Origin of the sequence: Neobacillus niacini (assembly GCF_031457145.1) — a bacterium.
GTDB lineage: Bacteria > Bacillota > Bacilli > Bacillales > Cytobacillaceae > Neobacillus > Neobacillus niacini_J.
The window spans coordinates 109,229-133,592 of record NZ_JAVDVZ010000008.1 but is presented as its reverse complement, the minus strand read 5'-3'; the positions used below and the strand labels follow the sequence as shown (position 1 = coordinate 133,592).

Below are 24,364 nucleotides of genomic sequence, written 5' to 3'. Positions count from 1 at the left end.
TTGAGTAATACTAGAGTGGCAGCAGTTGATGTAGGGAATGATTCGATTAAGGCTATTTTTGGAGAATTAGAATATGAGCTCAATATTCCTAATATAATCGCGAGAGACACAGAGGATCGTCCAGTAATTGGAATTGAAGAATTGGATGAAAAAAACCCTCTTGATGGCATTCATATTAAGGTACATTCTCCCGCGTTAAAAGAGAATAATGCTATTTATCGTGTGGGAAATCTTGCAACGAAAAGTGTTAATGGGACAGAATTAGATCCTGGCAGCAGCAAATCTGAGGAGGACCAAACCTTAGTCATGCTTTTCACTACATTGGCGTTAGATGCCGTGAAGGAAGGAAATCAAAATAATTTCCGTCAGGTGAAAAATGTCATCGATGCGAACTATACCTTAGGAACAGGTCTCCCCCTTCGTGAAGTAAAGGAAGGTAAGGACGCAGGTTATCGCTCGAAATTAATTGGTTCCGTACACCAAGTAGAGTTTCTTGTCACACCTAAATACCAAGGTTTAAAGGTGAATATTAAGTTTGATGAAATCAAGGTATACCCTGAGGGATTTGCGGCTTATATTAATCTAGTGATGGATAATAACTCAAAAATCATTAATAAAGATTTAATCGATAAGCGTATTTTAATTCAAGATATCGGCGGCTTATCAACAGATATTGCTGTTATTAAAAATCGAAATGTCGATGATGATAAAGCTCAAGGATTTAATCTAGGGGTATCAGAATCATTAGAACAAATCCGTGAGGAAATCAGATCGAAGCACGGTGTTGAATTAGACAGCCGCCGTGACGTTGTTGAAATTATCACGAAGAAAAACGACCGAAATCATATCATGGTTAAAGGCAGCAGAACGAGTGTTCACGATATTACTGACCGCATTCTGCTTGATTTGGCTAAGAAACAATATCGTTTATTACGGAATGTTTGGTCCAAGAACTCACAAACAGAAATCTGCTATTTTGTCGGCGGTGGGGCGACTGTATTAAAGGATTATCTTAAAACATTAAATAATAACCTTGATGGTTTTAATATCGATTTCTTTGAAGATGAAAAAGAAAGTATTTGGATGATGGCCAATGCCTATTACAAGCTCATCATGGATTTTGTTCGAAAGGCAGAGAAAAACAAGACCGAACAAACTAAGACTGAACATATTAAGAAACCTGTTACCAATTAATAGGGTGATAAGATGAAAAAAGCAGGATCCAATGAAATTCAGAGGGGACAGGCGATTTCCTTTCGCGTCCCTTCTGACACCCCTGACCATTTAGTCAAGCAGCTGCAAAGGTTAAAGGAAACGGAAAGAAGAAATTTTTCAAGCAAAATTGCGGAATTTGTGATGGAGGGCGTTAGTAACGCGAATTCAAAAGAGCGGGAAATGGTGTCAGTCCCTCTTCCCAAGAAGTTAACCAAGGCACAGCGTGATTGGTTGAAGCATGAGCATTCCGAGGCGTTATTAGGGAGTATTATCTATCAATTAATCTCCGACCCAATACGGTCTACTTCCCTGCTTGCTAGTTTAAATAGCAGTTCTATCGATATCGATGAGGCTTTATACCTGCAAGAAGAAGTATTTCCTGAGAAAACTGTTTCTTATCAAGATAATCTCAAGGTAATAGAGGAAACAGCTGCTGGTATTGATTTATCCGGTATGGATGATGACTTAGATGATTTTGATTGGGAAACAGCGAGACCTTTGGCAGAAGAAGAAAAAGCAGAGGATGAGCCTGACTTAGATGATCTATTGGGCGGATTTCTAGCGAGCATGAATAAATAGGTAATAAATAAGAGATTCATAGATAAGCATTGTTTCTTGCTTATCTTTTTTGCTGTTGTTTTACTACCTTTTTTGTTTCCTATGCTATAATTTTCTTGCTAAGATTTTTCTTTTTTTATAGGGATTGGAGTGGGTAATTTGAAAAAAGCTACCTTATTTATTCTGGTGATGCTCTTACTTTTTATGGCAGGTTGCGCCCAGAGGGAAAATAATGAAGGAAGTAATAATAATGAAAATACGATTAAAGAGGAACTCGTTCTAGCCGTGGGAAATGAGCCTGAAACGGGCTTTGATCCAGCTTTAGGATGGGGTCAATATGGTTCGCCTCTTTTTCAAAGTACATTGTTAAAAAGAGATAACAACTTAAAGATTACATATGACGTAGCTACAAGTTATGAAGTTAGTCAAGATGGTAAGACTTGGACGGTAAAACTTCGAGATGATGTTCTGTTTTCAGATAGAAAGCCATTAACGGCTGAGGATGTTCAATTTACCTTTGAAACGGCACTAACAAGTGGTTCTGTTTTAGACTTGAATATACTTGACTCAGTAGAGGTTACTGATGCTACTACGGTTAAATTCCACCTTCATCATGCAAATTCCACCTTTATCCATTCTTTGCTAACGTTAGGAATAATTCCAAGGCATTCATATGGTGATACATATGCAGAAAATCCTATTGGCTCAGGTCCTTTTAAACTAGTCCAGTGGGATAAAGGACAACAAATCATTATTGAAATGAATCCTGATTACTATGGTAAAAAGCCATTTTTTAAAAAGATTACTTTCTTGTTTTTAAATGAAGATGCAGCCTTTGCTGCGGCAAAAGCAGGACAGGTAGATATGGCATATATTCCGGCTTCCTTTAGTAAAAATCAGGTTCCAGGTATGCGTCTTGAAGCGGTTCAGAGTGTAGATAATCGTGGAATCATGTTTCCCTATGTCCCTTCAGGCGAAAAAACAAAAGATGGTCTTGCAGTTGGTAATGATGTAACGGCCGACATCGCGATTCGGAAGGCCATTAACGTTGCTATTGATCGCCAGACTCTAGTGGATGGTGTATTAGAGGGTCAAGGTACACCTGGTTATTCAGCTGCAGATGGCTTGCCTTGGGGAAATGAAGAGACAAAAATCAAAGATAGCAATCTGCAAGGTGCTAAAGAAATCTTAGCAAATGCCAATTGGAAAGATCAAAATGATGATGGACTTCTTGAAAAGGGAGCATTAAAAGCAGAGTTTGATCTCCTCTACCCTGCCAGTGATGTTACTAGACAATCGTTAGCTATTTCGGTTGCGGATATGGTTAAACCATTAGGAATAAAAATAAATGTCGAAGGTAAGAGCTGGGATGAAATTGAAACGTTAATGCACTCGAATGCGGTGATGATGGGATGGGGCAGTCATGACCCGCTTGAAATCTATAATCTGTTTAGCGGGAAAATGGCAGGAATGGATTATTATAACTCAGGTTTTTATTCCAATAAAAAAGTAGATGAATACTTGGAAAAAGCACTGTCATCTCGAACAGAGGAAGAAGCTATTGAATACTGGAAAAAAGCTCAATGGGATGGAGAAACTGGATTTAGTACATTGGGGGATGCGCCTTGGGCATGGTTGGTAAATATCGATCACTTGTATTTAGTAAATGAAAAACTGGATATTGGAGAGCAAAGAATTCAGCCGCATAGTCATGGTTGGCCAATTACTGATAATCTTGTTGACTGGAAATGGAATGAGAAATAAATGATAGGTGCGAGACAAAAATGCAGAATATAGTCTCTTTTATAGTAAGGAAAAGCGTCAGGCTGGTTTCTCTCCTGTTCGCCATTTGTGTCATTACCTTCGTATTAATTAGCCAGTCACCTATCGACCCTATTCAAGCCTATATTGGGGCAGATATGATGAGGGTCGGTCCTGAACAGCGGGATAAAATTGCAGAAAACTGGGGGTTAAATGAACCTCCAGCCGTACAATTTTTCCGCTGGGGTGCTTCCGTATTGCAGGGCGATTTAGGAACCTCGATGATTTACCGGCGTCCTGTCACAGAAATTATAAGTGAGAAATTCCTTCATTCCCTTGCTCTTATGATCATTGCATGGATATTATCGGGCATTGTAGGCTTTACCTTAGGAATAGCAGCAGCGATGAAAAAAGGTAAATGGCAGGACAGAATAATCAAGGGCTATTGTTATACGTTAGCTTCGACACCAGCATTTTGGATGGGACTGCTGTTATTGATGGTATTTGCTGTTTGGTTAGATTGGTTTCCAATAGGAATGGGGGTTCCTGCAGGAGTTCTTGCAGAAGATGTTACCCTTGCTGACCGTATTAAGCATTTATTTCTGCCTGCGCTTACCCTTAGTATCGTCGGCGTCGCAAATATTGCTTTACATACGAGACAAAAGCTAATTGAGGTCCTTTCAAGTGAATACATCTTATTTGCTAAAGCGAAGGGTGAAAAAGGATTCACCCTTCTATGGAGGCATGGATTACGAAACATCTCTTTACCTGCGATTACGCTCCATTTTGCAGCCTTTAGTGAATTATTTGGAGGTGCTGTTTTAGCAGAGCAAGTCTTTTCATACCCAGGATTAGGACAGGCAACGGTTGAAGCGGGACTTCGCGGTGATGTTCCGCTCCTTTTAGGATTAGTAATCTTTAGCTCCATATTTGTATTTGTCGGAAATTTAATGGCAGATCTTATTTCTTTTGTAGTTGATCCAAGAATGAAGGAGAAAAGATCGCTATGAACACAATTAGGACAATAAATAAAAGACAGAGAACGGTCATTGTAACCACGGTTACTTCCGCTTTATTATTGGCTATCTTAGTTGGAGGTCAACTCTTAAGTAATGATCGAATTGTAACGAATTTAGAGTTTCGCAACCTCCCTCCTGCGCTTGCTCATCCATTTGGAACGGATTGGCTTGGGCGGGATATGCTCACTCGGACGATAAAAGGGCTGTCGATTAGTATTGTAGTTGGTCTTATAGCAGCTGCAGCGTCTGTTACGATAGCGGTTTGTCTAGGGATCATCGCTGCAACGATGGGAAAATTGGCTGATGCCATCATTTCCTGGCTTATTGACCTTTTTTTAAGTATTCCACATTTGGTCATGCTGATATTAATTGCTTTTGTACTAGGAGGTGGGATGAAGGGTGTAGTAATTGGCTTAGCACTTACCCACTGGCCGAGCTTAACGAGGGTTATTCGGGCAGAGGTCATGCAAATTCAAAGTGCAGAGTTTGTCCAAACATCAAAAAAACTTGGAAAATCACGGTGGTTTATTGCCGTACATCATATACTTCCCCATCTTCTGCCACAATTCTTAGTGGGGCTATTTTTACTGTTTCCTCACGCGATTCTTCATGAGGCGGCGGTAACATTTTTAGGCATGGGATTATCACCGCATCAACCAGCCATCGGTATCATCCTCTCCGAATCCATGCGCTACTTGTCTACAGGCATGTGGTGGCTGGCATTTTTTCCAGGATTATGTTTACTTTTGGTGGTGCGTGCTTTTGATTTAGTAGGGGACCGGCTGCGGTCATTAACGGACCCGAGCCGTGCCAATGAATAGGACGGGGGTGGAGAGGGATATGACTATCCTTGAGGTTCGTGATTTGTCTATATCCTTTTCTCAGTACTCAAAGGGATTAAGACAGGAAAATAATCAAGTGATTCATAACTTAAATGTGTCACTAAATAAAGGTGAAATTGTTGCAGTTGTCGGCTCAAGTGGTTCAGGAAAGAGCATATTAGCACATGCCATTCTTGGGATTTTACCAGGAAATGCGACGATGACAGGCAGCATTTCTTTCGATGGACAGGTGCTGACGAAAGAAATGCTGGCAAACTTGCGCGGGCACGAGATTGTGCTGGTACCGCAATCTGTGAAGTTTTTAGACCCACTCATGAGAATCGGTTCACAGGTGCAAACTTCGGTTAGAAAGCAAAATGTTGTTACGGCACAAAAGAAAATTTTTGAAAAATATAAATTACACCCGCTTGTAGAAAAACTATATCCCTTTCAATTATCAGGCGGAATGGCGAGACGTGTACTCGTGTCGATGGCAGTTGTAAGTGAAGCCAGCGTCATCATTGCCGACGAACCAACACCAGGACTTGATTCTGAAGTCATCAAGGAAGCGGAATCCTCCTTTAGGAAGTTAGCTGATAATGGCAGTGCGGTAATGGTCATTACTCATGATATAGATTTTGCCTTGAAACTTGCCGATAAAATTGCAGTTTTCTACGCAGGTACAGTTGTTGAAATCGCACCTGTTCGTGATTTTTTTGGTAGGGGTGAGAACTTGAGGCACCCCTATACAAAAGCATTATGGAGAGCCCTTCCCCAAAATGATTTCATTCCAATTAAAGGCTCACAGCCGCTAGCCAATGACTTACCTAACGGTTGTCCCTTTGCACCTAGGTGTGAACATGCTACCTCAGACTGTTCCAAGGAACTGCCGGCAGAAAAAATGATTCGAGGCGGAATGGTTAGGTGTTTGCATGCAACTTAAAGCGGAAAATGTCGGTTTTGGGTATCAGAAGAATAGTTGGATGTTTCGTCATCTTGATTTAACGATAGGGAAAGGGGAAATTGTCGGTCTTGCCGGACCAAGCGGGGCTGGGAAGACAACGCTGGGCCGAATTCTTGCGGGGTATGAAATGCCTTTGGAAGGAATGGTAACGCTGAATGACTCCCCTTTGCCGAATACGGGCTATCATCCTGTTCAACTAGTCTTTCAGCACCCTGAAAAAGCAGTAAATCCGAAATGGAGAATGCAGAAAACTCTTCATGAGGGCTGGAATCCTGATAATGAATTACTAGAAAGATTAGGAATTGATAAAGAATGTCTGCGCCGCTGGCCCAATGAGTTATCAGGCGGCGAATTGCAGCGCTTCTGTGTCGCAAGAGCACTTGGACCGAAGACAGAGTTTCTTATTGCTGACGAGATGACGACTATGCTAGATTCGATTACACAAGCTCAAATATGGCAGGTTGTGCTAGATATAGCTAAACAGCGGGAAATGGGAATCCTCGTGATCAGCCATGAAGCACCACTTCTCGAAAGGCTGTGTAGTAGAATTGTTGATATTTCAAATAAATAGGCGACTTAGTTGTCTAAGGAGAAAATCCAAATGGAAAAATTTAAAAATTACCGTTTTCCGATTATCCTTTTGCTGTCCATTTTTGTTGGTGCCATTTTAGGATTAGTAATGAAAGAGGAAGCTGTTATTTTTCAGCCAATTGGTGATGTCTTTTTAAATCTATTATTCACCATTATTGTTCCGCTCATTTTCTTTACCATTTCCTCTTCTATTGCCAATATGAATGGTGCAAAAAGATTGGGGAAGATTATTGGCTGGATGTTCGGAACGTTCCTATTTACAGGAATTGTATCAGCTATTTATATGTTTTTTATTGTAAAAGTAGTGAATCCAGGTGAAGGAGTCAATATAAAACTGGTAAAACCTGAAGGTGCAGAGGAGTTAAATCCAGTCACACAAATTGTTAAGACCTTTACCGTACCGGATTTTGTCGAATTGTTCTCAAGAAGCAATATGTTAGCGCTCATTGTAATCTCTATCTTGGTTGGATTCGCAGCGCAATCCATTGGGGAACGTGGGAAGCACTTTACCAGCTTTTTGAGCTCGGGTTCCGAAGTCATGATGAAGGTGGTTTCCTTGATTATGTACCTAGCACCGATTGGCCTTGGCGCTTACTTTGCCACTTTAGTAGGTCAGTATGGTCCAATCCTATTAGGTTCATATATTAAGGCAGGTATAACCTATTATGTGGCTTCTATCGTCTATTTCTTTGTGGCCTTTACGATTTATGCCTTTATGGCAGGTAAGGGTAACGGAATAAGAGTGTTTTGGAGTAATATGCTGGCACCATCGATAACGGCGCTTGCCACCTGTTCAAGTGCTGCTTCCATACCCGTTAATCTAGAAGCTTCTAGCAGGATGGGGATTAAGAAAGATATCAGGGATACAACCATTCCGCTTGGGGCTGCTTTACATAAAGATGGTTCTGTTATTGGTGGCGTTCTGAAAATTGTCTTTTTGTTTGGTATTTTTGATATGAATCTTTCAGGTATTGGTAATTTCTTTTTAATTATTAGTGTTTCCCTGTTAGTCGGTGCGGTGATGGGAGCCATTCCTAGCGGTGGAATGATTGGGGAAATGTTAATCCTAAGTTTATTTGGATTCCCGCCTGAAGCTTTACCGATTATCGCTGCAATCAGTACATTAATTGATCCGCCTGCTACCATGTTGAATGCAAGTGGGGATAATGTTGCTGGGATGATGGTTTCGCGAATGGTAGAGGGTAAGAATTGGCTGGAAAAAACTGCATAAAAATAAGGGGTACTCCGATTCGGAGCACCCCATTAATTTTTAGATTACACCCTGTGCAATCATTGCGTCTGCTACTTTTAAGAAGCCTGCGATATTGGCACCGACAACAAGGTTGCCAGGATATCCATATTCATCAGCTGCTTTCATACTGTTACGATAGATGTTAATCATAATTTGGTGAAGTTTTGCATCAACTTCTTCAAATGTCCATGCCAGCCTTTGGCTATTTTGTGCCATTTCTAGAGCGGAAACCGCTACACCGCCTGCATTTGCAGCCTTCCCTGGTGCAAATAGGATATCACTTTCTAAAAATACTTCAATAGCCTCAAGAGTTGAAGGCATATTTGCCCCTTCGCCTACAGCTTTTACTCCATTAGAAACGAGGACTTTTGCTGCTGATTCATCAATTTCATTTTGAGTTGCACAAGGTAAGGCAATGTCACAAGGAATTGACCAGATACCGCTGCAGCCTTCGAAGTACTCTGCTTCTGGATGCTCAAGAACATATTCACTGATTCTTTTTCTTTCCACTTCTTTAATTCGTTTGACGGTGTCAAGCTTAATACCGCTTGGGTCATATACATATCCGTTTGAGTCGCTGCAGGCTACAACCTTAGCGCCAAATTGGATTGCTTTTTCAATTGCATAGATAGAAACATTCCCTGAACCTGACACTACGACGGTGCTTCCTTCAAAGCCTAGTCCTTTGTCAGCTAACATTTCTTGAACAAAGTAAACTGTTCCATAGCCAGTTGCTTCTGTACGTGCCAAGCTGCCGCCATAGCCAAGCCCTTTACCAGTTAACACTCCAGCTTCATAGGCACCGCGGATTCTTTTGTACTGTCCAAACATGTATCCTATTTCTCTGGCACCTACACCGATATCCCCAGCAGGTACATCGACATCAGGACCAATATGTCGGTAAAGTTCGGTCATGAAGCTTTGTGTAAAGCGCATGATTTCTCCATCTGACTTACCCTTAGGATCAAAGTCAGAACCACCTTTACCTCCGCCGATAGGCTGGCCAGTTAACGAGTTTTTAAAGGTCTGCTCAAAACCAAGGAATTTAATAATGCTGGCATTAACCGATGGGTGGAAGCGTAAACCACCCTTATATGGACCGATGGCGCTGTTATACTGTACACGGAAGCCACGGTTTACTTGAGCCTTTCCTTTATCATCTACCCAAGAAACTCGAAAGGAAATAACTCTTTCAGGCTCAACGATTCTTTCTAGGATACTCTGTTCAATGTATTTAGGATGTTTTTCAAAAACAGGAATAAGTGAGTCGAAAATTTCCTTAACGGCTTGTTGAAACTCCGATTCATAAGGATTGCGGCACATCACAGTATTGAACACTTCATTTACATATTGAAGTGCTACACTTTGGTTATCTTGTTTAAGCTGTTCGATCGTTTTCATAGCAACCCCTCCAATTTCTTTAAATTATTAGATTATTGAATAGGATTATTTTATAATTAAATAATAATCTAAACAATATTAATAATAGATAAAATCAATCTCAAAATGAGATGAATCGAGGTGAAGGCTTTGGAATTAAGGCAAATTCAATATTTTATGGAAGTAGCAAAACGTGAGCATGTGACAGATGCGGCATTAGAACTGCATGTAGCTCAATCCGCTGTTAGTCGGCAAATTTTTAATTTGGAAAAAGAGCTTGGTGTCGACTTATTTATTCGCGAAGGCCGAAATGTCAAACTGACCAGAATAGGACAGATGTTTTTAGAACATATGGAACAAGCCATGAAGGTGATTGATGGCGCACAACGGGAAATTAAAGAATACTTAGACCCAATGAAAGGAACGATACGAATAGGATTTCCGACTAGCCTGGCTTCTTATACACTCCCAACAACCATTTCTGCTTTTCGCGAGCACTACCCTCAAGTGAAATTTCAATTGAAACAAGCCTCATATAAAGAGCTAATTGAAGGTGTAATGCATGGCGAATTTGATATGGCGTTAATTGGTCCTGTTCCAAAACATGAGAAGAACCTAATTGGCACTACCCTTTTTACAGAAAAAATTGTTGCCTTATTGCCTTTAAGCCATCCTTTATCGGACCGGACTTCGATAAAATTAAGCCAATTACGGGAGGAATCCTTTGTCCTTTTTCCAAAGGGATTTGTTTTAAGGGAAATCATTGTTCATGCTTGTGAGCAGTTAGGGTTTCAGCCAAAAGTGTCCTTCGAGGGGGAAGATATTGATTCGATAAAAGGATTGGTTTCGGCAGGACTAGGAGTCACTTTAATCCCTGAAATCACATTAGTAGAAGGATTTCCTCGTTCTACAGTTAAGGTTCAGATTATTGAGCCTGATGTCACCCGTACGGTCGGAGTCATCATTCACAAGGAGCGCAAGATGCTCCCTACGGTTAAAATTTTCTATGAGTTTTTAAAGGATTTCTTTTCTATTCTGGACCAGTACCAAAGATAATGAGAAGCCAACCTGTTCGGTTGGCTTCTTTTTAGATTATGCTTTTTGTTCAAACAGTTTGGTAATTTCAATCACCGAGTTTGTGGCTTTGATCATGTTATCGACAGATATAAACTCATACTTCCCGTGGAAGTTCTCTCCACCTGTAAAAATATTTGGTGTTGGCAGTCCCATATAAGATAGTTGGGAACCGTCTGTACCACCGCGAATCGGTTTGATTAGTGGTTTAATGTCGAGGTTCTCCATCGCCTGTTGGGCAATGTCAACAATTTCCATGACGGGTTTGATTTTTTCACCCATATTGTAATATTGGTCTTTCAACTCAAGATGAACGGTATCACTGCCATGTCTTTCATTTAACAGGTCGACGATGGCTGTCATTCTATTTTTTCGTTCTTGAAAGATATCTTTGTCATGGTCTCGAATAATGTAGTAAAGCTTTGTTTGCTCGACATCACCGTTAAAGGAAATTAGGTGATAGAAGCCCTCATATCCTTCCGTATGTTCAGGTGCTTCTAAAGCTGGCAGCTGGCTATGTAATTCCATGGCAATTTTCATTGAATTTACCATTTTGTCTTTGGCTGAACCCGGATGAATATTGGTTCCTTTAATGGTAATTTTGGCTGCGGCCGCATTAAAGCTTTCATATTCTAACTCTCCAAGCGGTCCACCGTCGACAGTGTATGCATACTTGGCATTGAAGGCTTTTACATCAAATTTGTGTGGACCTCTGCCAATCTCCTCATCTGGGGTGAACGCAACGCGGACCTTACCATGCTTGATTTCTGGATGTTGAATAAGGTAAGCCATTGCGGTCATGATTTCGGCGATTCCCGCTTTGTTGTCAGCACCTAGCAGTGTTGTGCCGTCAGTAGTGATAAGTGTGTGCCCTTTATAGCTTGGCAGGGCTGGGAAATCCTTTGTTGACATGGTGACATTTGGGTTTAGGATGATGTCGTTGCCATCATAGTTTTCAATGATCTGTGGATTAACGTTGGTGCCGGTAAAATCAGTTGCTGTATCAACGTGTGCTAGGAATCCGATTGTTGGTACGTCCTTTTCGGTATTAGACGGTAAGGTTGCCATCACATAACCATTTTCATCGACCGTTACCTCTTGCATTCCAATCGACTTTAACTCCTCCACCAACATATTGGCTAACGTTAACTGACCAGGTGTTGAAGGACAGTTTTCATTGCTCTCATTCGACTGCGTATCCACCTTCACATAGGAGGTAAATCTTTCAATCAACTCATTCTTCACGTGTGTAGCACTCCCTTTTCACATTTTTACAACTTTATAATAGCATGTTCGGGTGGTGGGCGGAAATTGTGGGATGGTTTGCTGAAAATAGTTGTTGAGTAGTTGAGTATTGGTGGTTTGTGTGTGTGATACTCTCGGATAGCGGAAAACACTCTCGGATGGCGGCGAAATACTCTCGGATAGCGGAAAATACTCTCGGATGGCGTGGGATACTCTCGGATGGCGGCGAAATACTCTCGGATAGTGGAAAATACTCTCGGATGGGGTGGAATACTCTCGGTTGGCGGCGAAATACTCTCGGATAGCGGAAAACACTCTCGGATGGGGTGGAATACTCTCGGATGGCGGCGAAATACTCTCGGATAGCGGAAAACACTCTCGGATGGCGTGGAATACTCTCGGATGGCGACGAAATACTCTCGGATAGCGGAAAACACTCTCGCATGAAATACTTATTTGTTTCTAAAGTCCATGAAATAAGTTCTGTTTCGAAAGCTACCTTTGAATTGTAAATTCATACTCAGCAAGATCCGGGTTGCCGTATGTATATCCACCCCCAAAAACTCCCGGCACTCCCGATTCGTGATACTCCTCTTCACCACCAAAAACCACTCCGTCAGCGTTTCCACATGAGCTCTATGATTATTCACGTCACAATAATTACAGTGCCAGGTCCGGGGGAGCTTAATCATTCCAATCCTCCCGCAATTGCAGCACCGGACACCTGGTTTGATTTCGCTAATTGGTATCTTATATGTCTCACAAACAGGTTTTGGAATAAACGGGCGATGACTAGCAAGCAACTCTGAAGAAATCCGGTGTACTGTCGGAAAATCCAGCTTCTTACCTTGCTGTGGAAGGCTTTTAATAAAGGGTGGGATCATATTTGGATAGAGGAGTGTGGTATTCGCAGGTGGGATTTCCACATGTTGTTTCGGGTAAGCTAAGACGATGGCGCCAAAAAGTGGTAATTGAATATTTCTCTCCTCTAACCAGATTTCCAAAAGTTCAAGATTCCGTTCCAATTGAACGACTGGACTTTCGTAATATTTGGTTTGTCCATCCTCCTTCTTTTGAATTAATTGCGGTGGATTATCCTGAAATTCCAGGCTGCCGCTCATGTTTTTGGTTTCTAAAATAAGTCCAAAATAAGGTGTTGTGAATAAGTGGTCGATTTGAAAGTAGCTGTCTGAAGAAAGTGATAAATCGTGGAAAATGTTGTTCTTAAATGGAAAATGATAGCGCTGAAAAATTTCCGCCACCCGTTGCTCGCCTCCAATCCCTGCCTCAATCGTGGATTGTTTGGAAGACAGGTCAGGCACAATCGGGTGATTGGCCGCGATTCTACTTTGAGCATAGATCAAACCTTTTAATGTAAGTGAGTCAGAATAATCCTTCATTTTTCACCTCCACAAGTATCCTAGCACGTCCCCTTCCCTAAATATATGGATTTCATAATTTTGTAAAAAATATTACTTATCCACCATTGACCAGAGTAGTCAATGGGGGTACACTATGATTGACTACTCTGGTCAATGAAGTAATGAAAGGAGGCTGCCAATTTGTTTTCAAAGTTTTTTAACCTGGAAAAGGAAAAACAGGACCGAATCATCAATGCAGCAATAAAGGAATTTGCCCAGAAGGGATATGATAATGCCTCAACCAATGAAATCGTTAAGGAAGCAGGGATTTCAAAGGGACTTCTATTCCATTATTTTAAAAACAAGAAGCAGTTATTCTTCTTTCTATTTGATTATTGCTACAACGTGGTTGCTGATGAATTTTATAAAAAGGTCGATTTAACCGAAAGAGACTTTTTTAAAAGAATTCGCCAAGCCGTTCAGATAAAAGTGGAACTGCAGACGAAATACCCTGATATCTTAACCTTTATCCAAGAGGCGTTTATGCAGGATTCAGCTGAAATAAAGGTAGAGTTTGATAAAAAGAAACAAGAACTGACCGCGGTTAATATCAATATCATTTACGAGGGCATTGATTTATCTAAATTTAGGGACGATGTCGATGTTCAGAAGGTCCTTAAGATTATTTCGTGGACCTTTGAAAAAATGAGTGATGAAGAGTTACTCAAGGCTAAAATGCTGCCCAATCACAAAATTGATTATGACAAGGTCTTTCTTGAAGCAGAAGAGTATTTCGAGATTTTCATTAAAGGCTTTTATAATGATGGGGGGAAATAGCGATGAATGTGATTGAAATTAAAAATTTAACAAAGACTTACGGCAAAGCAAGAGGAATTAGTAATATCAGCTTTAATGTCGAGGAAGGTGAGATTTTTGGCTTTATCGGACCTAATGGCGCCGGGAAATCGACGACAATAAGAACCCTTCTTTCACTCATTTACCCTACCAGCGGCAGTGCAACGATTTTTGGCAAAGATTCGGTTCAATTTGCTCCTGAAATTAAAAAGGAAATCGGCTACTTACCTTCCGAAGTTTTTTACTATGACAATCTGAAGGTGAAGGATCTATTAAACTATTCAGCTAGTTTTTATAAAAAGGATTGCAGTAAGAGAATAAAAGAATTGGCGGGAATTATGGATTTGGATCTCACCAAAAAAATTGAAGACCTCTCACTGGGAAATAAAAAGAAGGTCGGGATTGTTCAAGGACTGCTCCACTCACCTAAGCTTATTATTCTAGACGAACCGACAAGTGGGTTAGATCCGCTGATGCAGCAAAGATTCTTCGAACTATTAGAGGAAGAAAACAAAAAAGGAGCTACGATTCTATTTTCCTCTCATATTTTAACCGAGGTTCAACGGCTATGTAATCGCGTTGCGATTATTAAAGAAGGTAAGATTGTAGCCGTTGAAAAGATTAGTACCTTAAAAGAAAATACCTATAAAAAGTTCAAAGTGGAAACGAAAGCAGAACTAGACTCTAATTACTTCAACCTAGAAGGTGTAAATAAGTTAGAGGTAAAGGATAACCATACAAGTTTCTTATTTAAAGGGAATATTAACGATGTCATGAGGAAAATTGCCGACATTGAGATTACGAATCTATGGATTGAAGAGCCAGACCTTGAGGAGATTTTCATGCACTATTATGAAAAGGAGGCATAAAAACCATGAATATTTTGTTGCATGAATTGAGGGCATATCGGAAGTCTACCATCATTTGGACGATATCACTAGTCGGCACTGCAGCGCTATTTATGTCATTTTTTCCTGCCTTTACAAAGGATACAGAGGAATTTACAAAGCTGCTTGAAGGGTATCCGGCGGCGCTCCGAGAAGCATTCGGGATTAATCTCAACAATTTCTTTTCCATTCTAGGATTCTACTGTTATGGGTTATCTTTTGTTACGCTTTGCGGCGCAATTCAGGCCATGAATCTAGGTACAAGTATTGTCAGCAAAGAGGTTAGGGAAAAAACAGCGGACTTCCTGCTAACAAAGCCTGTAACCCGTACAACGGTTTTGACGAACAAATTATTGGCTGCATTGATTTCAATCATACTAACGAATATTGTTTATATAGGAGCTGCAACATTGCTTGCTTTCCAAGTAGCGACTGAAGATTTTAGTGTTAGCATTTTCATCCTGCTTTCATTAACCGTTTTCCTAGTGCAAATGCTTTTTTTAGCAATAGGAATCATTATTTCAGTTATCGTCTCAAGGATTAAATCAGTGCTAACGGTATCGCTCGCTACCGTTTTTGCCTTTTACTTTTTAGGAATGTTCAGCGCTGATGAAGCGAAACGATATCTCTCTCCATTTAAATATTTTGATACAGCTTATATCATGGAAAATGCAAGTTATGAAACATCCTTTTTGATAACCGGAGCAGCACTCATGATTTTGGCGATTGGTGCTAGTTATTTCATTTATGCCAAAAAGGATATTCACTCGGTATAACGGCCAAGGAGGAGTGATGGAAGGATGAATATTTTTTTAAAAGAAATGAAGTCCCATCGAAAATCTCTTGTATTCTGGAGTATAGGTGTTTTCCTAATGGTTGCCTCGGGGATGGTTAAATATGAAAGTCTGTCCTCTTCTGGTCAGCCAATGAATGAAATGCTGGCGGGAATGCCAAAATCGCTGCTGGCTGTCTTAGGAATCGGTGAATTTGATATTTCAACAGCAACTGGTTATTACGGATTACTCTTCATTTATTTGTTGTTAATGGCAACTATTCATGCAGCTATGCTTGGGGCAACGATTATTGCAAAAGAAGAACGGGACAAAACCACCGAGTTTTTGTTTGTTAAGCCCGTATCAAGAAATCAAATTATTACTGCTAAATTACTGGCGGCATTCGTCAATATCTTAATCCTGAATCTTGTTACCTTCATTTCTTCCGTATTATTAGTTGGAAAATACAGCGATGGCGGCGTGGTTACAGGTGATATTGCAATCACGATGGCAGGTATGTTTATTTTGCAAATTCTATTTATGGTAATCGGCAGCTCTTTAGCAGCTGTGAAAAAGAACTCTAAAGCAGCTGCATCATTAGCGACTGGAGTTCTTTTGCTTACGTATGTGATTTCGGTGGCGATTGATTTAAATGAAAATATCGAAGGCTTGAAATACCTTACTCCTTTTAAATACTTTGAGGCAAAAAGTGTTATGTTCGGTGCCGGTTTTGAGCTAATCTTTGTTCTTTTATCCGTGGTATTGATTGCCGGACTTACAGTAGTGACCTTTGTCTTTTTTAAAAAGCGTGATTTAAATGTGTAAGAAGTTTTTAATAATGTAGTGATAGTGTTAAAATGGTAAAAGCCTAATTGGAATAAGGAGGAAATTGACATGCAAAATGAAAACACTTCACTGCCGCCAAAAACTTGCTCAATTGAAAAATTGGTTACGATGGAATCAGATGTTAAAAAGGTGCTGGCAGGAGAAAAGACTGCTACACGCCGGAATGGCAGATATGCCGATCCAGGAGAGATCATGACGCTTGAAGGATGTCAATTTGTCGTAGAACATGTCTATTCGCAAAGCTTGGGAGAATTGACAGACGATGACGCACGCCGCGAGGGCCACCCTACGGTCGAAGAATACAAGCAAAGTATTCTTTCCTATCATCCTGGAATGCCATGGCTTCCACAAATGCGAGTTTGGGTTCACGAATTTCGTCCAGTAGAAGAATAAAAAAAGAATGAGTCCTTTTCAAAGGACTCATATTTTTTTTGCTATAATAGCCTTATTATAAAAAGGTTTCCATATAACGGTTGGGGTGAACGGGTCATGGGGTTTTTAGCAAAATACATAAAGAAATATTGGAAGTCTTTTAGCTTAGCAGTTTTATTTTTAACCTTTGAAGCGATTTGTGATCTGTTAATGCCTACGATTATGGCGAGTATCATCGATGTCGGTGTCGCTGGCAGAGACTTGGATTATGTACTGAAAATGGGCGGTGTCATGCTTCTGATTACTTTGTTTGGTGCCGTCTCCGCTTCAATCAGAAGTATCCTTGCAAGCATAGTGTCCCAAAGCTTTGGTGCAGAGTTAAGGTCTGATTTATATAGAAAAATTCAAGCCTTATCCTTTAAAAATATTGACCGCTTTGAACGTGCGTCGTTAATCACGAGACTGACCAATGATGTGACACAAATTCAAGTTTTTGCAAACGGCTTAATGCGGATTTTTGTTAAATCCCCGCTTTTAGCTATCGGAGGCTTAATCATGGCGACGCGGCTAAATCTCCACCTCTCCGTCGTGTTGGCCGTAGTGGTCCCAATTGTTGCGGTATTTATTGTTCTAAACCTACGGCTTGGATTCCCTTTGTTCTCAAGGGTTCAAAAAGCGCTCGACCGAGTTAACGGTGTTATGCGTGAATATTTATCAGGGGTACGTGTGGTGAAAGCATTCAACCGTTTTGATGTTGAAGTTGAGAAATTTGATCATGCAAATGAAGATTTCAAAAAGCAATCGATTTCTGCTACAAGGCTGATGGCTGTATTTAGCCCTGCGATTATGCTGACGGTCAACCTAGGGATTGTCGCGGTTCTCTGGATTGGCGGCTTTGGCGTTACCAATGGCAATGTTCAGGTTGGTCATATTATTGCATTTATTAACTACATGACCCAAATTCTTTTTTCGTTAATGATGATTTCCATGGTATTTAATATGTTTGTCCGTGCGAAAACGTCAGCTGTAAGGGTGAGTGAAGTATTTGCCCTCGAGGATGACCTCACCTGGAAAGAAGAAGTGATCCAACCATCTCTTGAAAAAGAACAAGGTGGGATTGATTTCAATCATGTTTACTTTTCCTATGAAGGGACAAGCGGTGACCCCGTGTTAAAAGATATTAACCTAACCTGTCTACCAGGAGAAACAATCGGAATTATTGGCTCGACCGGCTCGGGGAAAAGTACACTGGTTGGTCTAATACCCCGCTTTTATGATGTCAGTGCTGGAAGCATAAAAGTCGATGGTGAGGATATTCACCTTGCTGATCCCAAACGGCTTAGAGAGAAAATCGCTTTCGTCCCGCAGAAGACGATTCTTTTTACCGGAACTGTGGAGGAGAACATTAAATGGGGAAAAGAAGATGCAACAATAGAAGAAGTTGAAAGAGCAGCAAAGATTGCCGGAGCACACGACTTTATTATCGCTTCCCCTGAAGGATATCAAACAAGAATTGGACAAGGCGGGGTGAATTTTTCAGGTGGTCAAAAGCAGCGACTCTCGATTGCAAGGGCATTAATCAAAAACCCACAAATTTTGATTCTAGATGATAGCACTAGTGCGGTTGACGTTACTACTGAGGAGAGAATTAAGGCGGGATTGAAAAAATATGCACAAGGGCTTACCTGTCTCCTGATTGCCCAGCGGATTACTTCAATAATGGATGCGGATAATATTGTCGTCATGGATCACGGGGAAATCGTCGGAATGGGTAAACACGAGGAATTATTAAGAGACTGTAAGGTTTACCAGGAAATCTATCAATCTCAAATTGGCAAGGAGGTTGCGCTCTAATGTCAGCAGCATCGGATCAATCACGTAACACGCCACCTCCACTGTCGATTCCGGGAAGGCCGGCGATGGGAGGTGGTCATCGCCGCGGGGGACCTATTGTTAAACCGAAGAACTTTAAGGAAACCTTACGGAGGTTATGGCATTATTTTGGCAATGAAAGAAAAATGCTTAGTCTTGTTTTTATCTTTATTTTTTTCAGTTCAGCCTTAGCACTACTCTCACCTTTCTTAATAGGAAAAGCTGTGGATGCCATTGGATTAAACAAAAAAGTAGATTTTAATTTTCTTGAACTGATGATCACGATTTTGGTTGCTGCCTTTATCGTGGATGCCGCACTCACCCTCTTGCAGGGCTGGTTGATGGCAGGTGTCTCGCAGCGGGTCGTGAAGAGATTGCGCAATGCACTTTTTGTAAAGCTACAAAAGCTCCCGGTTGCCTTTTTTGACAAGCGGACACATGGAGAATTAATGAGCAGACTTTCAAACGATATCGATAATGTCAGCAGTACAATTTCGCAATCGACAACCCAGTTAATGTCAGGTGCTATTGTCATTAGCGGTTCTTTCATTATGATGTTAATACTGAGTCCGATTTTGACGGTGGCAAGCTTACTCACGGTCCCTCTTGTCTTTTTATTAACTCGCTCAATTGCGAAAAGAACGAGTGTATATTTTAAAGCGCAGCAAATCGAGCTCGGAAAATTGAATGGACAAATTGAGGAAACAATCTCCGGTATTGAGGTAGTTAAAGCGTTTAATCATGAAGAAAAAGCAATATCTGAATTTGAAGATGTTAATCAGAAACTGCGTGAGGTTGGCCTTAAGGCGCAAATTTGGTCAGGTTTCCTCATGCCAATTATGAACGTTATCAATAATTTAGGCTTTGCAATTGTGGCTGTCACTGGTGGTTTTCTTGCGGTTGAGGGCATGATTACAGTAGGTGCGATTGCCAGCTTTATTACCTACTCTCGGCAGTTTGTCCGCCCTCTTAACGACCTGGCAAATATTTTTAATATGCTGCAGTCAGGTGTTGCGGGAGCAGAGCGGGTTTTCGAGATACTTGATGAGTTAGAGGAACCAGAAGATTTGAAAAATGCAGTGGTATTAGATAAGCCAATGGGGCATGTTGTTTTTGAAAATGTCAGCTTTGGCTATCGCGGCGATGTACCTATTTTAAAAAATATGAGTTTTGAAGCTGACATTGGCAGCAGTACCGCGTTAGTAGGGTCAACGGGAGCAGGGAAAACGACCATTGTGAATCTATTGACAAGATTCTATGATGTGACGGAGGGCAGGATTTTATTAGATGGGCATGATATCAGAGAATATACCCGGGATAGCTTAAGAAGCTGTTTTGGCTTTGTGCTCCAGGATACCTATCTGTTTTCAGGCACCATTAAGGAAAATATTATGTATGGAAGACCCTCAGCAAGTGATGCAGAAGTGGTTGAGGCGGCTAGGATGGCGAATGCGGATGCTTTTATAAAACGGTTGCCGAATCAATATGAAACGCTTCTATCCGAAAACGGCGGAAACTTAAGTCAGGGTCAGCGACAGTTGATTGCCATTGCGAGGGTAATACTGGCAAAGCCCGCCGTACTGATATTAGATGAGGCGACAAGCAGTATTGATACCCGTACGGAGCTTCATATTCAGGAGGCACTACTCTCCTTAATGGAAGGAAGAACGAGCTTTATCATCGCCCATCGCTTGAATACCATCCGTGATGCAGATACGATTATGGTCATTGATAATGGCGAAATAGTGGAAAAAGGAAATCACAGTGAGCTGATGAACAAGCAAGGAAAGTATTATAACATGTTTTTTAATCAATTTAGTAATGTTGAAATGGCAGTCGATAAATAAACAGTTTCCCATTAGGGAATAATGGAACTAGTAAAGGGGGTTCAAAATGAAGAAAGAATTTTCAAACCGGAGATTGTTATGGGTTTCCGGTACGGGTTGGATGTTTGACGCAATGGATGTTGGCATGCTTTCTTTCATTATTGCTGCTTTAAGTGTTGAGTGGAATTTATCAGCACAGCAAATGGGCTGGATTGGAAGTGTCCAATCAATCGGAATGGCTATAGGGGCACTAGTTTTTGGTTTAATGTCAGACAGAATTGGTCGGAAAAATGTTTTTATCATTACGTTATTATTATTTTCTATTGGAAGTGGTCTATCAGCCTTCACTACAACAATCACCATGTTTCTGGTGTTAAGATTCTTTATTGGGATGGGTCTTGGCGGCGAGCTTCCGGTTGCATCAACGCTTGTTTCTGAAAGTGTACCTGCCGAAAAACGAGGACAGATTGTCGTTTTACTTGAAAGCTTTTGGGCAGCTGGCTGGCTGGTTGCTGCAGTTATCTCTTATTTTATTATTCCGAGGTATGGCTGGTCTGTCGCCTTGTTAATTAGCGCCGCGCCAGCATTATATGCTTTATATTTACGAGTTGGTTTACCCGATTCACCAAAATTTGAAGCAATTAAAGAGAAAGAAAAGATTTCTGCCTTTCAAAGTATCGCAAATCTATGGACAAGTGAGTATCGACGCCGAACAACGATGCTATGGATTGTTTGGTTCTTCGTGGTTTTTTCCTACTATGGAATGTTTCTATGGCTGCCAAGCGTGATGGTGTTGAAGGGTTTCAGTTTAATCAAAAGCTTTGGGTATGTGCTGATTATGACTCTTGCCCAATTACCAGGTTATTTTACAGCAGCCTGGTGTATTGAGAGGTTCGGACGGAAATTTGTCTTGTCAGTCTATCTAATTGGAACAGCTATCAGTGCTCTTCTATTTGGAAATGCAGAATCAACAGCACTGTTAATCACATCGGGAATTCTGTTATCCTTCTTTAATCTTGGTGCCTGGGGCGGATTATATGCCTATACACCGGAACAATATCCTACTATTATCCGTGGAACGGGTTCAGGATCTGCTGCGGCATTTGGCAGATTGGGCGGTGTCCTAGGACCTTTATTGGTTGGTTATCTAGTGGCACAAAATACTCCTATTTCTACGATATTTACTATCTTTTGTATATCCATTTTCATCGCTGCTTTTGCGGTTATCTTTTTAGGAAAAGAAACAAAAAATAAAGTATTAGTATAATATTTAGAACCGAGAGGCTGCCAATTAGGTGCCTCTTGTTTCTTTTTTAGCACAGTGTCCTTTAATCCTTTAACGTACAATAAACAGTTAAATAGCAGGGATATCATAATTTATGGATTTTTCAGAATTATTTTAAAATAAGAGATATAAGTACTAGACGAAATGAAAATTATTTTGTACAATATTTTCAGAATATTATCTTTTTTTAAACATCTCTGTGCGAGCATCATGTATAAAGGAGAATTTTGTTCGAAAATAGGGGGTATAAACATGAGAAAGAAGAAATTGGCAGGTATTTTTGTGTCGTTCATGCTGGCGGCAGGTGTTTTGGCTGGCTGTGGTGGTGCATCCAGTACAAGCGGTGAAAAAGATGACGAAACCATTAAAATTGGTGCCAACCTTGAGCTTTCTGGCGGGGTAGCCTCTTACGGTCAGTCGATTGAAGAAGGTTTGAAATTAGCTATTGAAGAAATCAACAAAGATGGTATCGATGGGAAGAAAATTGAGCTAGTAACATTCGATAACAAATCAGATGCTGCGGAAGCAACTAACGGTGCCATTAAATTGATCAGTCAAGATAAAGTATCAGCTATCATTGGTGCAGCTACAAGTACCAATACATTAGCACAAGTGGAGATTGCGCAGAAAAACAAAACTCCATTGATCACACCAACTGGAACAAACTCAACAATTACAAGCAAAGATGGAGTCCTTAATGACTTTGTATTCCGTACTTGCTTCATCGACCCCTTCCAGGGAACAGTAGCGGCAAATTTTGCTTCATCTGACCTTAAAGTAAAAAATGCTGCAATTATCATTGATAGCTCCAGCGACTATTCGAAAGGTCTTGCAGCATCTTTCCAAAAGTCCTTTGAAGGAAATGGCGGTAAGATTGTTGCTGAAGAGGCATATGTAGCAAAGGATACTGATTTCAATGCGATCTTAACAAATATTAAAGCAAAGAATCCAGAGTTCGTATTCCTTCCTGGTTTTTATGAAGAAGTTGGCTTAATTATCAAGCAAGCTCGTGCACTTGGAATTGATGCTCCTATCATGGGCGGCGATGGCTGGGATTCTCCTACGCTTATTGATATCGCTGGTGCTGATCCATTAAATAACACATTTATCACAAACCATTACTCTTCTGGAGACTCTGATCCAAAAGTACAAGATTTCGTAAAAGCGTTCGAAGGTAAATATGGTGGTAAATCCCCTGATGCCTTTGCTGCATTAGGCTACGACACCGCTTACTTTATTGCAGACGCAATTAAGCGTGCTGGAAGCGGCGACCCTGAGAAACTTAAAAAGGCTCTTGAAGAAACAGATGGACTCGGATTAGTATCTGGTGATTTGAAACTTGATAAAAACCATGACCCAATCAAAGCGGCCGTTATCTTAGAATACAAAGGCGGTAAGCAAGAGTTTAATACGAAAGTAAATCCATAATTTTATAGAGAAAAGTGAATAGGGAGAAATGGTGTCTCCCTATTCTCATTTAGACGATATTTTCCTAATTTTAGGGGGAACTTAGACATGGAATTTTTACAACAGCTTGTGAACGGGGTGTCATTAGGCAGTATTTATGCGTTGATTGCCCTTGGTTATACGATGGTTTACGGAATTGTAAAATTAATTAACTTTGCCCATGGAGACATTTTCATGGTCGGTGCATTTATTGGTTTTTATTCGATTACTATATTAGATTTAGGTTTTTTCCCTTCCTTGCTTATTTCCATGGCAATTTGTGCGATTTTAGGGGTTTTGATTGAAAGAATTGCTTATAAACCATTACGAAATGCCACAAGGATTGCGGCATTGATTACCGCAATCGGTGTTTCCTTATTGATTGAATATGGAATGATTTATGTCCGCGGTGCACAGCCTGAGGCTTACCCTGGTGACCTTATCCCGGCAACAAGCTTAGATTTTTTCGGAGTTAAAGTGAGCAGTCAGTCAGTATTGATTTTAGGTACATCGGTTGTATTAATGATTCTTTTGCAATTTATTGTACATAAAACAAAGATTGGAAAAGCAATGCGTGCGGTTTCTCATGATATGGATGCCGCAAGACTAATGGGAATTAACGTAAACAATACAATCTCAGCTACCTTTGCAATTGGTTCAGCCCTTGCAGGCGCAGCCGGTGTTGCATTTGGTATGTACTATACAAAAATTGAGCCATTAATGGGAATTATCCCTGGGCTTAAAGCCTTCGTTGCCGCTGTATTAGGCGGTATTGGAATTATTCCAGGTGCAATGGTTGGCGGTTTGTTATTAGGTGTCATTGAGTCACTAGTGAGTGCTGCAGGGTTCTCCCTATGGCGTGATGGCGTGGCATTCGTTGTGTTAATCTTAATTTTGATTTTCCGTCCAGCCGGATTATTCGGCAAAAATGTACGGGAAAAAGTGTAAGGGGGCTATGGCG

At 40.7% G+C, this 24,364-nt stretch carries 22 protein-coding genes; 19 read left to right on the top strand and 3 right to left on the bottom strand.

Features of this window, described 5'->3' with window-relative positions; all coding sequences use genetic code 11:
* From J2Y03_RS18735 to J2Y03_RS18700, 8 genes are all read left to right on the top strand, one after another.
* Entirely contained in the window at window positions 1-1,194 is a 1,194-nt protein-coding gene (locus J2Y03_RS18735; RefSeq protein ID WP_132087450.1) for a ParM/StbA family protein, read from the top strand.
* Window positions 1,195-1,206: 12 nt separating this feature from the next.
* A complete protein-coding gene (locus J2Y03_RS18730; RefSeq protein ID WP_310196689.1) occupies window positions 1,207-1,794 on the top strand; it encodes a hypothetical protein in 588 nt (195 codons plus the stop codon).
* A 168-nt stretch (window positions 1,795-1,962) separates the two neighbouring features.
* The gene (locus J2Y03_RS18725) at window positions 1,963-3,537 is read left to right on the top strand and encodes an ABC transporter substrate-binding protein (protein WP_396954226.1); all 1,575 of its coding nucleotides are present in this window, start codon (window positions 1,963-1,965) and stop codon (window positions 3,535-3,537) included.
* Window positions 3,538-3,557: 20 nt separating this feature from the next.
* The gene (locus J2Y03_RS18720) at window positions 3,558-4,544 is read left to right on the top strand and encodes an ABC transporter permease (RefSeq protein ID WP_310196687.1); all 987 of its coding nucleotides are present in this window, start codon (window positions 3,558-3,560) and stop codon (window positions 4,542-4,544) included.
* Entirely contained in the window at window positions 4,541-5,374 is an 834-nt protein-coding gene (locus tag J2Y03_RS18715) for an ABC transporter permease (protein WP_310196685.1), read from the top strand. Before J2Y03_RS18720 ends, J2Y03_RS18715 begins: the two co-directional genes overlap by 4 nt.
* 19 nt (window positions 5,375-5,393) lie before the next feature.
* Complete coding sequence (locus tag J2Y03_RS18710) at window positions 5,394-6,317, top strand: ABC transporter ATP-binding protein (RefSeq protein ID WP_310196682.1); 924 nt, start codon at window positions 5,394-5,396, stop codon at window positions 6,315-6,317.
* Window positions 6,307-6,909: an ABC transporter ATP-binding protein gene (locus J2Y03_RS18705; protein WP_310196679.1), complete on the top strand. Its 603-nt coding sequence runs from the start codon at window positions 6,307-6,309 to the stop codon at window positions 6,907-6,909. Before J2Y03_RS18710 ends, J2Y03_RS18705 begins: the two co-directional genes overlap by 11 nt.
* 30 nt (window positions 6,910-6,939) lie before the next feature.
* Window positions 6,940-8,160 carry a dicarboxylate/amino acid:cation symporter gene (locus J2Y03_RS18700; protein WP_310196676.1) on the top strand — a complete coding sequence of 407 codons (1,221 nt, stop codon included), beginning with the start codon at window positions 6,940-6,942 and terminating at the stop codon, window positions 8,158-8,160.
* Between the two features lie 39 nt (window positions 8,161-8,199).
* Here the strand turns inward: J2Y03_RS18700 and gdhA are convergent, their stop codons facing one another.
* Window positions 8,200-9,582 carry an NADP-specific glutamate dehydrogenase gene (gene gdhA, locus J2Y03_RS18695; protein ID WP_310196673.1) on the bottom strand — a complete coding sequence of 461 codons (1,383 nt, stop codon included), beginning with the start codon at window positions 9,580-9,582 and terminating at the stop codon, window positions 8,200-8,202.
* 129 nt (window positions 9,583-9,711) lie between these two features.
* On the opposite strand from gdhA, the gene J2Y03_RS18690 reads away from it, so the two are divergent.
* On the top strand, window positions 9,712-10,617 hold the full coding sequence (locus J2Y03_RS18690) for a LysR family transcriptional regulator (RefSeq protein WP_132087473.1): 906 nt from the start codon (window positions 9,712-9,714) through the stop codon (window positions 10,615-10,617).
* A gap of 36 nt (window positions 10,618-10,653) precedes the next feature.
* On the opposite strand, the gene pepT is transcribed toward J2Y03_RS18690, so the two are convergent.
* On the bottom strand, window positions 10,654-11,880 hold the full coding sequence (gene pepT, locus J2Y03_RS18685; protein ID WP_310196670.1) for a peptidase T: 1,227 nt from the start codon (window positions 11,878-11,880) through the stop codon (window positions 10,654-10,656).
* Between the two features lie 452 nt (window positions 11,881-12,332).
* The gene (locus J2Y03_RS18680) at window positions 12,333-13,280 is read right to left on the bottom strand and encodes a nuclease-related domain-containing protein (protein ID WP_310196667.1); all 948 of its coding nucleotides are present in this window, start codon (window positions 13,278-13,280) and stop codon (window positions 12,333-12,335) included.
* Between the two features lie 162 nt (window positions 13,281-13,442).
* On the opposite strand from J2Y03_RS18680, the gene J2Y03_RS18675 reads away from it, so the two are divergent.
* The 10 genes from J2Y03_RS18675 (at window position 13,443) to J2Y03_RS18630 (ending at window position 24,351) form a co-directional block, all read left to right on the top strand.
* A complete protein-coding gene (locus J2Y03_RS18675) occupies window positions 13,443-14,078 on the top strand; it encodes a TetR/AcrR family transcriptional regulator (protein ID WP_132087482.1) in 636 nt (211 codons plus the stop codon).
* A gap of 2 nt (window positions 14,079-14,080) precedes the next feature.
* Window positions 14,081-14,965, top strand: coding sequence for an ABC transporter ATP-binding protein (locus J2Y03_RS18670; protein WP_310196664.1), 885 nt, complete (start codon window positions 14,081-14,083; stop codon window positions 14,963-14,965).
* Between the two features lie 5 nt (window positions 14,966-14,970).
* Window positions 14,971-15,759: an ABC transporter permease subunit gene (locus J2Y03_RS18665; protein ID WP_310196662.1), complete on the top strand. Its 789-nt coding sequence runs from the start codon at window positions 14,971-14,973 to the stop codon at window positions 15,757-15,759.
* 24 nt (window positions 15,760-15,783) lie between these two features.
* On the top strand, window positions 15,784-16,581 hold the full coding sequence (locus J2Y03_RS18660; RefSeq protein ID WP_310196659.1) for an ABC transporter permease subunit: 798 nt from the start codon (window positions 15,784-15,786) through the stop codon (window positions 16,579-16,581).
* A gap of 69 nt (window positions 16,582-16,650) precedes the next feature.
* Window positions 16,651-16,995 carry an ASCH domain-containing protein gene (locus J2Y03_RS18655; protein WP_396954223.1) on the top strand — a complete coding sequence of 115 codons (345 nt, stop codon included), beginning with the start codon at window positions 16,651-16,653 and terminating at the stop codon, window positions 16,993-16,995.
* Between the two features lie 96 nt (window positions 16,996-17,091).
* The gene (locus J2Y03_RS18650) at window positions 17,092-18,828 is read left to right on the top strand and encodes an ABC transporter ATP-binding protein (protein ID WP_310196657.1); all 1,737 of its coding nucleotides are present in this window, start codon (window positions 17,092-17,094) and stop codon (window positions 18,826-18,828) included.
* Window positions 18,828-20,693: an ABC transporter ATP-binding protein gene (locus J2Y03_RS18645; protein WP_310196654.1), complete on the top strand. Its 1,866-nt coding sequence runs from the start codon at window positions 18,828-18,830 to the stop codon at window positions 20,691-20,693. Before J2Y03_RS18650 ends, J2Y03_RS18645 begins: the two co-directional genes overlap by 1 nt.
* Before the next feature lie 46 nt (window positions 20,694-20,739).
* Complete coding sequence (locus tag J2Y03_RS18640; RefSeq protein ID WP_310196652.1) at window positions 20,740-21,939, top strand: MFS transporter; 1,200 nt, start codon at window positions 20,740-20,742, stop codon at window positions 21,937-21,939.
* Between the two features lie 270 nt (window positions 21,940-22,209).
* Window positions 22,210-23,385, top strand: a complete 1,176-nt coding sequence (locus J2Y03_RS18635) for an ABC transporter substrate-binding protein (RefSeq protein WP_310196650.1) — start codon at window positions 22,210-22,212, stop codon at window positions 23,383-23,385.
* Between the two features lie 87 nt (window positions 23,386-23,472).
* Window positions 23,473-24,351: a branched-chain amino acid ABC transporter permease gene (locus J2Y03_RS18630; RefSeq protein ID WP_132087509.1), complete on the top strand. Its 879-nt coding sequence runs from the start codon at window positions 23,473-23,475 to the stop codon at window positions 24,349-24,351.
* Window positions 24,352-24,364 lie beyond the last annotated feature (13 nt).

What these genes read in the sequence shown, in the direction of transcription:
- J2Y03_RS18635 (WP_310196650.1), top strand. Translation starts at nt 22,210, where the DNA reads ATGAGAAAGAAGAAATTGGCAGGTATTTTTGTGTCGTTCATGCTGGCG.
- J2Y03_RS18650 (WP_310196657.1), top strand. Translation starts at nt 17,092, where the DNA reads ATGGGGTTTTTAGCAAAATACATAAAGAAATATTGGAAGTCTTTTAGC.
- J2Y03_RS18700 (WP_310196676.1), top strand. Translation starts at nt 6,940, where the DNA reads ATGGAAAAATTTAAAAATTACCGTTTTCCGATTATCCTTTTGCTGTCC.
- J2Y03_RS18645 (WP_310196654.1), top strand. Translation starts at nt 18,828, where the DNA reads ATGTCAGCAGCATCGGATCAATCACGTAACACGCCACCTCCACTGTCG.
- J2Y03_RS18705 (WP_310196679.1), top strand. Translation starts at nt 6,307, where the DNA reads ATGCAACTTAAAGCGGAAAATGTCGGTTTTGGGTATCAGAAGAATAGT.
- J2Y03_RS18720 (WP_310196687.1), top strand. Translation starts at nt 3,558, where the DNA reads ATGCAGAATATAGTCTCTTTTATAGTAAGGAAAAGCGTCAGGCTGGTT.
- J2Y03_RS18725 (WP_396954226.1), top strand. Translation starts at nt 1,963, where the DNA reads ATGCTCTTACTTTTTATGGCAGGTTGCGCCCAGAGGGAAAATAATGAA.
- gdhA (WP_310196673.1), bottom strand. Translation starts at nt 9,582, where the DNA reads ATGAAAACGATCGAACAGCTTAAACAAGATAACCAAAGTGTAGCACTT.
- J2Y03_RS18665 (WP_310196662.1), top strand. Translation starts at nt 14,971, where the DNA reads ATGAATATTTTGTTGCATGAATTGAGGGCATATCGGAAGTCTACCATC.
- J2Y03_RS18730 (WP_310196689.1), top strand. Translation starts at nt 1,207, where the DNA reads ATGAAAAAAGCAGGATCCAATGAAATTCAGAGGGGACAGGCGATTTCC.
- J2Y03_RS18715 (WP_310196685.1), top strand. Translation starts at nt 4,541, where the DNA reads ATGAACACAATTAGGACAATAAATAAAAGACAGAGAACGGTCATTGTA.
- J2Y03_RS18630 (WP_132087509.1), top strand. Translation starts at nt 23,473, where the DNA reads ATGGAATTTTTACAACAGCTTGTGAACGGGGTGTCATTAGGCAGTATT.
- J2Y03_RS18670 (WP_310196664.1), top strand. Translation starts at nt 14,081, where the DNA reads ATGAATGTGATTGAAATTAAAAATTTAACAAAGACTTACGGCAAAGCA.
- J2Y03_RS18710 (WP_310196682.1), top strand. Translation starts at nt 5,394, where the DNA reads ATGACTATCCTTGAGGTTCGTGATTTGTCTATATCCTTTTCTCAGTAC.
- J2Y03_RS18640 (WP_310196652.1), top strand. Translation starts at nt 20,740, where the DNA reads ATGAAGAAAGAATTTTCAAACCGGAGATTGTTATGGGTTTCCGGTACG.
- J2Y03_RS18660 (WP_310196659.1), top strand. Translation starts at nt 15,784, where the DNA reads ATGAATATTTTTTTAAAAGAAATGAAGTCCCATCGAAAATCTCTTGTA.
- J2Y03_RS18655 (WP_396954223.1), top strand. Translation starts at nt 16,651, where the DNA reads ATGCAAAATGAAAACACTTCACTGCCGCCAAAAACTTGCTCAATTGAA.
- J2Y03_RS18680 (WP_310196667.1), bottom strand. Translation starts at nt 13,280, where the DNA reads ATGAAGGATTATTCTGACTCACTTACATTAAAAGGTTTGATCTATGCT.